This window comes from Christensenella sp. KGMB01412, assembly GCF_055522415.1.
On sequence record NZ_JBVFVW010000011.1, the window covers coordinates 1 to 11,743 of the forward strand.

The window sequence follows — 11,743 nt, forward strand, 5'->3', positions numbered from 1 at the left end:
TCCTCCCGAAAAATCATTTTGTTGAATGAGGTTTTTTCCTCAAATTTACTTTCAACGAATCATAATACGCTATAGTATAATATTTTAAGGTTTTCCGCGGCGTTTGTCAAGCATAACAACCGCTCAAAAACCTCTTATTCAGCGGGTGCATTCCCCGGATCGGTCACCGGATCGGTCGTCTCCTCAGGCGGAGCCGAAGGCTCTGTGGACGGCTGCGCAGAAGGCTGCGGATTGTTGGCCTCTTCCTCCTTGGCCTTAAGCTCAGCTGCCTGCGCTTTCACTTCCTCGATTGACGTTCCGTCCGCAGGGATTGGTATCCCGCTGCCAAGCTCCACTACCGGCGCACTCGCGTTGTAGGTGGAGGTCGTCACCTTGAACTTGTCGCCGATCTTCTGATCTGTCTCTTTATCGTACTTCTGGCCCCATATCTGGTATTTCTCACCCTGCTGTCCGACCTTTGTGCGCTGTATGCCGTACTTATCCAGTTCAGAGTTCGTCACATATTTAACGGCCGGTAAATCCTGCTTTTCGATCAGCTCACTCTCGAATTTCAGGTAATAGTCGCGTTCCACCGTGCCATAAATATCCACCGTAACCTTCATATCCGGGATATTACAGGTCACGATCATGACCATATCGTCCTCATATGGGTTCTTTACCTTGAAATCCGGTCCGCCGGTGGAGATCGTCGCGTCCATGCCCGGATCCACATATCCTGCCATAATGCTGTGCGGCAGCCTTGCCACGATATCCATTTCCGCGCGCAGAGCAGCATTATAGAAGGTGGAGGAAACCTGGCAGATTCCGCCGCCCGCCTGATCAGTATAGGTGCCGTTCTCAATTCCCGGCGCAAGCGCCCATCCAAGTTCTACCGTGCGGTCTCCCACATAATCGTTGACCGAGAAGGTCTCTCCCGGTTTGAATACCGCGCCATTGAGTTTGTCGCTGATCATCCAGATGTTAAACTTCCTGCCCTTGGAAGAGCTTGAACCAATTTTGGTGGTATAGCTTCCCATTTTTACCATTTCCTTGGGATTGGAAGAACCCTGCGCCTGCACCACTTCTACCGTAGCTTCAAAGGGCGCAAATTGCTTTGTTTCTATTTCATTTTTGACGGCGGACTTGATGCTTTCCACATCTACCTTCCAGCCGTCCTTTGCTTCCTGCGTTACAAGCGTACCGCCCGTAGTGAGCGCGTCCTCGTCTTTTTGTTTTTCCACGACAAAGGATGCTTCCACAGCTTCCTCGCCCCATTCCGCTCCATCGCGTTCCAAAAGGGATGCAAGCTTTGTTTCATCATAAGCATAGTCAATCGGCCAGTTCTTCGCCTCAACTTTGCCAAACTGCAAATCCCAGCGCGTACCTTCACGCCCGTAAAGCATCGCCTCCCGCAAAGGCGTTTCGTAGTCCACCGAGGCGCCCACTTCTGAAAGCGAATAGGAGTAAGGCTGATCTTTTACAGTAAACTCGATTTTGTTGTCGTTCATCATACTGTCGGCAACCGCTTTTACCTTTTCCTCACCCTGCTGGTATGTGAGCCCGCCAAGCGGCACATCGGCTACCGATACCCCCTCGACAAACGTACCTGTTTCAAACAGCTCTTTTTGCTTTTCGTCCGTTAATTTCACTTCGGAAAACATATATACGCAAAATAAAATTACGATAACTGCAGCCGCAATCGCCGCCGCAAATATCGCAATTCTTTTTGGGTTAACCACACGCGTCGTCGTTATATGGCCTCTTGCCGGCCTGTACTTTCTCATAGTCTCTTTTCTCTCCTACGCTGCTGTTTTCAGCTTGAATTATTCACTATCTATGATAGCTTATCGCCTTATGAATGTAAACACAACTTTCATTTATTCAAACAATTTTCATATTTAAATTGCATTAAAAAAGGCCCGCGCGATAAACACGCCGGGCCTCTTGTTTTTTATGCCGCTTCCCCCTCCGCAGGCGCCTCAGGCGTTGGCGTCTCTACCGGAGCCGGCGTTGGATCTGGTTGTGGTACCGGAGTTGGCGCCTCCGGTGTTGGCGTCTCTACCGGAGCCGGCGTTGCCGCCGGTGCGGTTCCGACATATACAATCGCCGGGAATGCCGCATAGGTTTCCGTCGAGAACTTCTCCTTCTTCACTTCGTTGCCATCCGCGTCGTACCAGTGCTTATACACTTCATAAACCCTGCGCGGATGCTGATCCTGCTTCACCCTGCGCTGTCCTTCCGCCATGGATGGATCCTGAATGACCTTCTCGCCTCCGCTGTAGGACTCGCTGATTTTTACCGAGGTAAAATCTCGCGTGAGGCCGTCCTCAAATTTCGGCCCATAAATCGAAACCTCTATCGTTCGCGCGCTGCCGTCGCATGTCGCTACAATATAGATCGGAATATCATAATTGTTCTGTATTTTGAAGTCCGGCGCGCCGGTTGAGATCGTCGCATCGAGCCCCCCGTCCACATAGGTAAGCGGCCACGAGTGATGCGTGCGGTCCACAACTTTTACCTCTGCCCGCAGGATCGAACCATAGAGCGTTGAGGAAACCTGGCAGATTCCGCCGCCTGCTTCTTCCTGGTATTCGCCGTTGCTGATGCCCGGCGCTCCCTTCCAGCCGCGGGAATATGTCCTCGGGCCCGCCTCTTCGTTGATCGACCAGGTTTCGCCCGGTTCAATCTTTACGCCGTTGATAATATCCGCCATTTTCCAGATATTATAACGCCTGCCCTCGGCAGAGCTGCCATATTCCGTCTTGAAGGTTCCAAGCATCGTATATCGGTCCTCAAGCTGCGCCTTTGTCAGCTTTGGCTGCGTCACCTGCGTTTCTGCTACCACCGTTTCAAAATTATTCTGCCCAAGCTGCGTGAAAATCGTTTCTGCAAGAGCCTCGTCGTCTACCTCTTTGCCCACGACCTCGTCTGTCAGGGTAATTTTGGAATTTGTGGTCATGGAGCCTTCGTCGGATATCTTCTCAAAATTAACGCCTGCATCCTGCGCGGGTACGTTGATTTTATCATCGTTTGCCTTGAGCGATTCAAGGATCACCGACTGATCGTAGGTAACGGGCATTTCTATTTCCACGCCCTTTTGCTTTGCGTCGTTAATTGCGCTCATGCGCTGCGCGAAATTACCCTCACGCCCGTACAATAGCGCCTTTTGCAGCGCCTGGTCAACGTCCGCCTTTGCACCCAGTTGATCTGCGGTAAGGCTGAAGGTATCTTCATCCACCTTGTAATCAATCGAAATTTCCTTTAAGGATTCGTCCGCTTTTTCTTCCACCAAAGGGCGCGCTTCATCAAGCGTCATACCCGAAAGGTCTACGCCTGCCAGCCTCACGCCGTCATAAAACGTTCCGTTGTCCAGTATTTCCTGAAGATTGTCTCCCGCGAGTGTATTCTTAGGCCCAAGGAACAAATATCCCATTACGCCCGCAGCCGCAATAACGATTACAAGCACCGTCACAAGGACGATTTTTTTCGTGCTCCATTTTTTCCGTTCCTTTTTCCCGGTTTGGCCTTCCATCTTATTTTTGCCAAAGGTTCCCTGCGAAGCTTCGCTGCCCGCGGCACCCATTGCCGCATCTGTCTGCATTGCCGGTTCTTCTGCCGATGGTTCCTCCTCCGGCAGCTCATCTATTGGCGTTTCCTGCGGTACGCTCTGCTGCGTATCGGCCTCTTCCGGCGCGGACTGCGCTGCCGGCTCGTCTGCGGGCGCTTCTTCTGCAGGCGGCTGTGCCTGCATTTCGTTTTCAGGCATAGACGGCTCTTCGCCTATTTTTCTTGCCGTATGTTCTGTGTTCTTTTCTTCCCGGTTGTTTGCATCAAAATCGTTGGGCATTTGCTCTTTTTCCTCTCAATATCCTTCTACTGCGCAGTGCGCAAACGAGATTCCTCCCGCTTATCACAAAGTAGTTATTCCGCAGAACCTGCGGTTACATAAAACTGGCGGGAACGCGGCCCGTCAAATTCACAAAAATAAATTCCCTGCCAGACGCCGAGGCACAGATCCCCGTTTTTTACAGGGACGCTGACGCTGTTTCCCACCAGAATCGATTTCAAATGGGCGGGGGAATTTCCCTCGGCATGCCGGTAGTCAATATCCGGCGTAATTGCGTCAAGCGCGCGGATCATATCCGCACACACGTCGGGATCCGCATTTTCAGTGATCGTAATACCTGCGGTGGTATGCGGGCAATGCACGATCACAATGCCATTCGTTACGCCGCTCTTAATCACTTCCTCACGCACGCTGCGGGTAATATTGATAAAAGCCTCTTTTTTGTAGGTTTCCAAATCAAAAACTCTCATAGTGCCGTTCCTCTTATTTACTTACTTTCAATTTATATGACAACACATACAGGCTGTCCGAAAGATGCACGTTTTCCACAGCAACGCCGCGTCTTACCGCAACGTCTGTCGGGGCAAAATTCCAGATTGCCTTGATTCCAAAGCTCACAAGCAGATCCGCCGATTGCTGGGCATATTCCTTTGGCGTGCAGATAATCGCAATGTCGATATCCCCGTCCTTCAAATAGGTGTCAAGGCCCGCAATACTCTGCACCTTGCGTCCCTGTATATCCGTTCCGATCTTTGACGGATCGTTATCGAAAATGTCGATTACGTTAAAGCCTTCCAGCATAAAGTTTTTATAACCCATCAACGCCTGACCGATGCGTCCCGCCCCTACGATGATTACATTATAACGCTTATCCAGCCCCAAAATGCGCGCAATCTCTTTTTTCAGTTTTTGTACGCTGTAACCGTATCCTTGTTGTCCAAACCCTCCAAAGCAGTTGAGGTCGCGCCTGATCTGCGAAGCGTTAAGCCCCATTTCCAGACTCATCTGAGAGGAGGATATTTTATCCATCCCCTTGCCTTCCAGCTCTTCCAGATACCTGTAATATCTGGGCAGCCTGCGAATGACCGCCGGAGAAATTTTCTCACTCATAATAGTTTCTCCTTTTCCAAAATCCACGTATACTATTTTATTATACTACACACTTGCCAGTATGTGTGAAAAAATTTCACAACTTTTTCACAACTTTGGATTTATTAATCTGCTCAACGCTTCCTGACCATATCATCGCGCTTCCCTCAAAAGTAAAACAGGCACATCCTTTTTGGATATGCCTGCGTTAGCATTCATCTGATCAATAATACATCCAGTCGTAATAACTCAATCCCGTTGCAACTGCCGCAAACATAACGGCAACCACGATCATAACGATCACCGCGACCACAATAGCAACAATGCCGCAGATAAATCCTGCCGTCGCCATGCCCGCCTGTCCGTCAGGCAGCTTCTTTTTCGCCAGATTTCCAAAAATAATTGCCAGAATGCCAAGAACGATAGCCAAAGCCGGTACCGCGCAGGTTATGATACCAACGATACCACATACCAAACTGCCGATTGCAAAACCTTTTCCATTGTCTGCCGGATTCTGTACCGGAACTTGCTGGTATTGCTGCTGATATTGCTGAGCGTTCTGCTGGGGCTGCTGATATTGTTGCTGCTGATACTGCTGCTGCGGCGCCTGCTGGTATTGTGCATCCTGCTGCGCGCCCGGTTGCTGCTGTGGCTGAGCCGGCTGCTGCTCCGGTTGCTGATACTGTTGCTGCTCCGGCTGAGTTGGCTGCTGCACTGGCTGCTGATACTGCGTATCTTGCTGCGCGCCTGGTTGCTGCTGTGGCTGAGCCGACTGCTCCCCAGGCTGCGCTTCGTTTTGCGCGCCGCAAAACGGGCAGGCTTCTAAATTTCCGTCATAGTCCTGACGGCATTGTTTACATTCCATTATTTTATCCTTTCTTCTCTATAAATGACAACTCATCTACCGGATACTAATAAAGCCACCATAATCCTGTGCACGCGATTCCAACTGCTATTGTTACAAACAAAGCAACGATAAAACCTATGATTCCGCATACAAATCCCGCTGTGGCCATACCACTTTGAGCATTCGGGCCATCCTTACGCGCAAGAATAAAGAAAATGATCGCCATAGCGTTGATAATCAGTCCCGCGAACGGCACCCAGCACAGAATCAAGCCGAGGATGCCGCATACAAGCGACGCAACCGCCATACCTCTTTTATCTCCCTGTACAGGTACCGGCTGATACTGCTGCTGATATTGCGGCTGTCCATACGGCTGCTGGTACTGTTGATTTTGCTGTTGGTACTGTTGTTGGTATTGCTGTCCATTTTGCTGCGGTTGCTGATATTGCTGATTTTGCTGCGGCTGCTGGTATTGCTGTGCGTTCTGCTGTGGCTGCTGATACTGTTGATTTTGCTGCGGCTGCTGATATTGGGTATCCTGCGGCTGTTGCACAGGCGGAACATATGTTTGCTGCGGCGTCGCATTTCCGCAGTAGGGACAAGCGTCCAAACGGCCGTCATATTCCTGATGACATTTTTCACAATTCATAATTGTTTGCTCCTTTCGCTCTACCCTTTATTTATAACATATCCAAAGGCGTTTATCAAAGGTATATTCTTAATATTTCCTGACAATAGAAGGACAAAATTCTTAACTTTTGTTAAACCGTTCCGGGAATTCCAAAACGTGATATTTATAGAATTGAAACCACTCCGTAAATACATTCTTTCTATTTGATCCGGCGGCGTGCCGGTCACGGTTCTTTTCGTACAAAAAAGACGCAGGCGGTTACAGGCCCCTGCGTCTTCCCATGCGTATATTCTTCTAGGTAATGTCCATCACCGCAAGCAACGTTGTAATAATGACCGTACTAAGCACAATCGTAATAGAATTGACCATGCTTGAAAGCGCCACATTTCCTTTGCATTTTTCTGTAAATACCGGCGCCATTGCCGGAATCGGCCCGCACAGCAGGATAACAAGCACCTGCCGTATCTCGAGCGAAAACGGCGATACGAAGTAAACGAGCACGGACAGCACCGCCGCAACGCCATACCGCAGCAAAATGATCACAACAGCATCCTTAATATATTCTTTTTTGATGTTCATCTCAAACATCATTCCAACCATAAACATGGCGAGGAATACGTTTGCAACGCCAATCGTGGAAGAGATTGAAACCACAAATTCCGGCATCCTGACTTGAAAGGACGTCAGGATAAGCATGATAATATAAACGTCAAACGGGATCGACGCAAACAAGGTTTTTAATATCCCGCCGATTCCCTTTGTATCGTTTTTGCCTGTAACGCCTTTTGCAATCGCATAGGTAGTTCCCGTGCACATAATCGAATTGCCCGTATCAAACATACAGGTCATGACAACGCCCGCCGGGCCAAGAAAATTCTGGATAAAGGGAAGAGTGTAGCATCCAATGTTATAACCCGCAAGGTTAATCATATAGAAGGCCTTTTCATCCGCACTTTTTTTGAGCGTAATCAGGTAGCCGATTCCAGACATCAGGAGATTGCAGGCAAGTCCGATCACAATCAGCCACAACAGCGACGAATCCATGATAAAGTTGGAGAAACTTGCAATAATCGTGGCAGGGAAGGTAATATTAAAAACGATCTTGGAAACCAGTACATAATCTTTGGGCCCAAAAAAACCAACGCGTTTTAAAATATATCCCAATAGGATAATACAAATCAATCCGATCGCTTTGCTCAACACTTCTGCCATTTACATTCTCCCTTTCCGCCGCACCTGTTTATTATATAACAGCATGATAATGGGCGCAACGAAAAAAGGATACCGCCATAAAAGCGGTATCCTTTTTTTTACTTTCCTAACTGCGTTTCCACGGACGGTTCCTGCCCAGCCATCCGCGCTCCTCCCAGTATTCCCGGTCGAGTGGCAGCCATTTGTTGTTCTTCTGCATTTTCCGCATCATCAGAAACATGAATTTAGCGAAAAGTCCCGGTGGTTTGGGCGAGGCAACGTTACGCTTCACCTTTTTCGCCACCTTAGCGGCCTTTTTTTCGATCTGTTTCTTTTTCCGGTCCGTTACCTGTTCCCAATTCATAGCAAATACGCTTTCTCCAAATGAAAAAACTTTCGGAATACATATCCCTGAAAGGCAGCTCTTCATCGCCTTATTCGCCTGTTTTGTTCCATATCCTCCCGCAGTGGATATCACAAGCCCTGTTTTAAAAAACATCCCGGGATCCGGCCTGTGTACCATAAACCGGTACCCGGTGTGATCGAGAAAGCATTTCAGCTGTCCGGTCATCCCAAGAACATAAACAGGGCTGTCCAGCACAATAAGGTCTGCCTCCTCAAATGCTTCCATAATCGGTTTTACCTGCCCCGCATGCGGACATGTGTGTTCTCCGTTCACAAAGCAGGAAAAACACCCTTTACATGGCTCTGAAAAATTCCCCGGAAGAAAAAATTCCGTTATCTCACCTCCAAGCAACTCCAAAAATATTTGCGCGGTATGATAGGTGCTTCCTTTGTGCATAGCCCCATGCACAACTGCAATTTTCATTATTTCCCATCCTTTTTCTTTGTTTTTTTCCCCACATTGATTCCGTCGCCGATAATTTTACCAATTACTTTTCCGTGTACGCCATTTTTCACAGAACCCGAAACCCGTCCGTAAAGGCTCCCTTCCACGCATCCGGAAATATCGCCTTCCACCTTGCCCCAAACGCTGCCCTCCACATTCCCATAAATATTCCTCACACGGCCAAAAATACTGCCCTTGACGTCTCCGTAAATATCGCCTTTGACCGTTCCAAAAACATTGCCCACATCCGCGTGAATGTCCTGATGCACGCCACCGAATATATTTCCAAAATAAGCCCTTTGCTGCTGGCCAATATCGTCCGTTCCCATCAGCTCGTCGAGCGATATCCTGAATATCTTTGCAATTTCCGGCATAATTTGTATGTCTGGTATTGATAAATCATTTTCCCATTTGGATACGGCCTGGTAGGTAACTCCAAGATGATTTGCCAGCTGCTCCTGCGTCCATCCGAGCTCCTTTCGCCTTTTTCTGATTACTGTTCCGATCTGATCCATAGCTCTTCCGTTTTCTCTCTTTCTTTTTCTGCAACCGATACGCAAAGTATACGCGAAAACGCCATAAAAAAGCAATCAACAGCTCTGTGTATTTTCTCAACCGTTGGTTGATTTTTCTTTTCGGAACGCAAAAAAGCCGTATTCCAGAACGGAACACGGCTTTTTTGATTTCTATTTTATTTTTCAAATCATTTTCCCGGCATCTTATATCCGAGCGCCCTTGCACTGTCACCAACGCCCTTTGTCGTCGGATCAACAAGTGCATTGTAAAGCGCCGCCAGCATCAGGAACACCACATATGGATTGCTGACCGCTCTTACAATCAGATCTCCTATCGCCTGCCATGTCGTGAGATCCGCTCCCGTAATGCCAAAATAAGCAAGTACAGGCGCGATAACGGCAATTACCACCGATACCCAAAATGAAAAATTCTTTACCCTTACTTTTAAATTCATGCTGTTCTCCTTTCTATCGCAAAAGCTTCCACGTTTTTGGCCCGATCACACCGTCTGCGCCCGCGCTGCCAAGATCATAACCTTCCGCAATACGGGCCTTTTGGAAACGGACTGTCGCAGCCTTTGTATTCTTACCAAAAACACCGTCAATCTTTCCGGGCTCCGCAAGGTGGCACTCCAACCGTTCCTGCGCTTTCCGCACGTCATCCCCGCGCATCATGGGTGATACAAGCTTCAGATTTCGGAAAAGGTTTGAAAATTCATGTTCTTCTTCCCGTGTCTGCTCTGGCGCTGGCTGCAGCGCCTGATCATTGCCAAGCGCATAAGCCCTTATCTCGTCAAGTGGAAAGTACTGGCCAGGGCAAGTCGTGTAATCCCTGCCCGCTACCTCATTATGTCCCTTGATCTCGGTAATCCTGTAATACTGCGCCACTTCCCGCGTGATGCGCTTTATTCCGTCCTTCTGTGCCTCCGGCATTTGATCAATGTCAAAATTTCCAAGTGCAACGATTGCTACGGAATCGTCGTTCATTCCTTTTGTGGAAATATTGGAATTGTTGACGCTGCCGCCGCAGTATTCAAGCCCCCGCCCCCATACCACTCCTCCGTCCTTTTCCACACAAATGTTGTAATCAATGCCCTTGTGTCCTCTTGAGAGATGGTAAGCATGGATGCCCAGTACCGTTTCCAACGGTCCGCCGCACGTTTCATGCAGCAAAATCCGCTTCGTACTTTTGCGCGGTACAAGCGTCCCTTTAAACTTCAGGGCATAATCCTTTACAAATTCAAACATCCTTTTCTCCTTATTTACTTATGTGTTCTGTGATCCTGCAATGCGCCTGCTTTGCACTCTGCTCCACTGCAGTGATCCTCTCGCCCTGCAAATCGACTTTTTCCTCCAGTACCTTTACGTCCTGTTTGATCCCCATGATCGCATCCAATTTTGCATCCACACTGCCGCGCCATTTGCTTTCACCGGAAATCTTTTTATCCCTGCCTGATAGCCAGCCGGCAAGGCCGACAAAACCCGCTAAAATCGCAAGTATCAATGAAACTTCTATACTCATTGTTCACTCTCTTTCTTATTTTTTTGCATAGCCGTCAGGACAGAATAATTTTTGGATTTTACCCTTATTTTCCACCCGGACTGCCCTGCCAGCGTTTTTTATCATAAAAATAGGAAGGAAGTTTTGATTGAGTAGCACCGCCAGCTGGTGCTGCCTGCCAACGTTTTGCATCAATATAAGATGTCGGAACCGTATTAAACGTAGAACTTGTTTTCTTCTTTACAGTTCCTGAACTGGATTTTTTACTTGCTGTATACCGTCTTTCCGCCTCTTCCTGTCTCTTGCGTTCTTCCTCTTCCTGCTTTCGTCTTTCCTCTTCTTTCAGGGCAATTTCATATGCAAATTTAGCCTGTTCCATGGCTTGCGACCGTTGCTGCTGATCCAGCTCCGCCTGCTTTTGCGCCCAACTGCTTTTCAGTGTCGAGCTGTTTGTCATATAACTGTTTTGCAAATCTGACATCGCCGTGTTGTAGGAGGCATCCGCAGCACTTTTTGATCTCAGGTAATCCCTGAAAATATTAGACGCTGTCGTTTCCGTCATTCCCCCGCTGATTCCCTGTGCCGCAAGCATTTGAGGCATTTTTTTGCTCGCCATGGTTCGCGCAATATAAGCCTCCTGACTAGCCCTTTCCAGTTCCTGCTGCGCCCTTTTGGAGGCGGTATCCCTCTGCTTGTCAAGGGCAGCCTGCTCCGCTGCCTGTGCATCCTGATATTGCTTTCTCTGCTCATCAAAACCCTTTGAGCTTTCGTTAAATTTGTCCCGGTATATATCATCCCAATTTGGTGCCATTTATTGTCCCTCTCTTTCCATGAATCCTGCTCTTTTCTTCTACTGGCTTTCAATTTGTTTTTTCATAATCGCTTATTTCCATTTACCAACTGCCAATATGTGAATTTTCACATCTTTTACTTTTATTTGCGCAGAACCGGTTACCCAGCAAGAATCATCGGCCAGTGTACTGAGCCATATCGGCGTATTGGTCGTATTTGTAATTGATACTTCCTTACTTCTGTAGCATGCCCCTACAAATGGAAATGCAAATCCTCCCAAAGAGATTGCATAATTATGGGTATAAGTAGCGCCTATATGCGCCGTCAGGTCAATATCCCCAACAGTGACCGTTTTCATACAGATCAATGTACCATCTGCAAATTTGATCGCCGTACCATTTTCATTTTCAATTCTTTCCGGTACGTAGTATTCTGGTGCTCGTCCGCCCAGTTTTTCCGTATCTTCAACCGGTTTTGTTGTTTTAATACTCATTTTTGCCT

14 protein-coding genes are annotated in these 11,743 nt (G+C 48.1%); all 14 read right to left on the minus strand.

All coding sequences use genetic code 11. From position 1 onward, the window contains the following. Positions 1 to 134 precede the first annotated feature (134 nt). A complete protein-coding gene (locus ACS5WU_RS12555; RefSeq protein WP_046441756.1) occupies positions 135 to 1,763 on the minus strand; it encodes a VanW family protein in 1,629 nt (542 codons plus the stop codon). Between the two features lie 167 nt (positions 1,764 to 1,930). After that, positions 1,931 to 3,826: a VanW family protein gene (locus tag ACS5WU_RS12560; RefSeq protein WP_302761235.1), complete on the minus strand. Its 1,896-nt coding sequence runs from the start codon at positions 3,824 to 3,826 to the stop codon at positions 1,931 to 1,933. Between the two features lie 74 nt (positions 3,827 to 3,900). Then, positions 3,901 to 4,296, minus strand: a complete 396-nt coding sequence (locus ACS5WU_RS12565) for a secondary thiamine-phosphate synthase enzyme YjbQ (protein ID WP_046441761.1) — start codon at positions 4,294 to 4,296, stop codon at positions 3,901 to 3,903. Positions 4,297 to 4,309: 13 nt separating this feature from the next. Continuing rightward, positions 4,310 to 4,936, minus strand: coding sequence for a redox-sensing transcriptional repressor Rex (locus ACS5WU_RS12570; RefSeq protein WP_046441763.1), 627 nt, complete (start codon positions 4,934 to 4,936; stop codon positions 4,310 to 4,312). Positions 4,937 to 5,138: 202 nt separating this feature from the next. After that, positions 5,139 to 5,780 (minus strand): DUF4190 domain-containing protein, encoded by a 642-nt coding sequence (locus ACS5WU_RS12575; protein ID WP_052740051.1) that lies wholly within the window; start codon positions 5,778 to 5,780, stop codon positions 5,139 to 5,141. 46 nt (positions 5,781 to 5,826) lie between these two features. Next, positions 5,827 to 6,411, minus strand: a complete 585-nt coding sequence (locus ACS5WU_RS12580; RefSeq protein WP_046441765.1) for a DUF4190 domain-containing protein — start codon at positions 6,409 to 6,411, stop codon at positions 5,827 to 5,829. A gap of 276 nt (positions 6,412 to 6,687) precedes the next feature. Further along, positions 6,688 to 7,605, minus strand: a complete 918-nt coding sequence (locus ACS5WU_RS12585; RefSeq protein ID WP_046441767.1) for an AEC family transporter — start codon at positions 7,603 to 7,605, stop codon at positions 6,688 to 6,690. Between the two features lie 106 nt (positions 7,606 to 7,711). Continuing rightward, on the minus strand, positions 7,712 to 8,413 hold the full coding sequence (locus ACS5WU_RS12590; protein ID WP_302761241.1) for a flavodoxin family protein: 702 nt from the start codon (positions 8,411 to 8,413) through the stop codon (positions 7,712 to 7,714). Beyond that, positions 8,413 to 8,949 (minus strand): helix-turn-helix domain-containing protein, encoded by a 537-nt coding sequence (locus tag ACS5WU_RS12595; RefSeq protein ID WP_302761243.1) that lies wholly within the window; start codon positions 8,947 to 8,949, stop codon positions 8,413 to 8,415. The genes ACS5WU_RS12590 and ACS5WU_RS12595 overlap by 1 nt, the downstream gene beginning before the upstream one ends. 188 nt (positions 8,950 to 9,137) lie before the next feature. Next, a complete protein-coding gene (locus tag ACS5WU_RS12600; RefSeq protein ID WP_302761245.1) occupies positions 9,138 to 9,404 on the minus strand; it encodes a phage holin family protein in 267 nt (88 codons plus the stop codon). Between the two features lie 13 nt (positions 9,405 to 9,417). Then, on the minus strand, positions 9,418 to 10,197 hold the full coding sequence (locus ACS5WU_RS12605) for a peptidoglycan recognition protein family protein (RefSeq protein WP_046441773.1): 780 nt from the start codon (positions 10,195 to 10,197) through the stop codon (positions 9,418 to 9,420). A 10-nt stretch (positions 10,198 to 10,207) separates the two neighbouring features. Beyond that, complete coding sequence (locus tag ACS5WU_RS12610; RefSeq protein WP_302761249.1) at positions 10,208 to 10,471, minus strand: hypothetical protein; 264 nt, start codon at positions 10,469 to 10,471, stop codon at positions 10,208 to 10,210. 64 nt (positions 10,472 to 10,535) lie between these two features. Beyond that, the gene (locus tag ACS5WU_RS12615; protein WP_465089188.1) at positions 10,536 to 11,261 is read right to left on the minus strand and encodes a hypothetical protein; all 726 of its coding nucleotides are present in this window, start codon (positions 11,259 to 11,261) and stop codon (positions 10,536 to 10,538) included. Positions 11,262 to 11,333: 72 nt separating this feature from the next. Then, positions 11,334 to 11,735, minus strand: coding sequence for a hypothetical protein (locus ACS5WU_RS12620; RefSeq protein ID WP_465089189.1), 402 nt, complete (start codon positions 11,733 to 11,735; stop codon positions 11,334 to 11,336). Between the last annotated feature and the right edge of the window lie 8 nt (positions 11,736 to 11,743).

Excerpts from the sequence above, each read along its gene's own strand:
- ACS5WU_RS12555 (WP_046441756.1), bottom strand. The coding sequence starts at position 1,763 with ATGAGAAAGTACAGGCCGGCAAGAGGCCATATAACGACGACGCGTGTG.
- ACS5WU_RS12560 (WP_302761235.1), bottom strand. The coding sequence starts at position 3,826 with ATGCCCAACGATTTTGATGCAAACAACCGGGAAGAAAAGAACACAGAA.
- ACS5WU_RS12565 (WP_046441761.1), bottom strand. The coding sequence starts at position 4,296 with ATGAGAGTTTTTGATTTGGAAACCTACAAAAAAGAGGCTTTTATCAAT.
- ACS5WU_RS12570 (WP_046441763.1), bottom strand. The coding sequence starts at position 4,936 with ATGAGTGAGAAAATTTCTCCGGCGGTCATTCGCAGGCTGCCCAGATAT.
- ACS5WU_RS12575 (WP_052740051.1), bottom strand. The coding sequence starts at position 5,780 with ATGGAATGTAAACAATGCCGTCAGGACTATGACGGAAATTTAGAAGCC.
- ACS5WU_RS12580 (WP_046441765.1), bottom strand. The coding sequence starts at position 6,411 with ATGAATTGTGAAAAATGTCATCAGGAATATGACGGCCGTTTGGACGCT.
- ACS5WU_RS12585 (WP_046441767.1), bottom strand. The coding sequence starts at position 7,605 with ATGGCAGAAGTGTTGAGCAAAGCGATCGGATTGATTTGTATTATCCTA.
- ACS5WU_RS12590 (WP_302761241.1), bottom strand. The coding sequence starts at position 8,413 with ATGAAAATTGCAGTTGTGCATGGGGCTATGCACAAAGGAAGCACCTAT.
- ACS5WU_RS12595 (WP_302761243.1), bottom strand. The coding sequence starts at position 8,949 with ATGGATCAGATCGGAACAGTAATCAGAAAAAGGCGAAAGGAGCTCGGA.
- ACS5WU_RS12600 (WP_302761245.1), bottom strand. The coding sequence starts at position 9,404 with ATGAATTTAAAAGTAAGGGTAAAGAATTTTTCATTTTGGGTATCGGTG.
- ACS5WU_RS12605 (WP_046441773.1), bottom strand. The coding sequence starts at position 10,197 with ATGTTTGAATTTGTAAAGGATTATGCCCTGAAGTTTAAAGGGACGCTT.
- ACS5WU_RS12610 (WP_302761249.1), bottom strand. The coding sequence starts at position 10,471 with ATGAGTATAGAAGTTTCATTGATACTTGCGATTTTAGCGGGTTTTGTC.
- ACS5WU_RS12615 (WP_465089188.1), bottom strand. The coding sequence starts at position 11,261 with ATGGCACCAAATTGGGATGATATATACCGGGACAAATTTAACGAAAGC.
- ACS5WU_RS12620 (WP_465089189.1), bottom strand. The coding sequence starts at position 11,735 with ATGAGTATTAAAACAACAAAACCGGTTGAAGATACGGAAAAACTGGGC.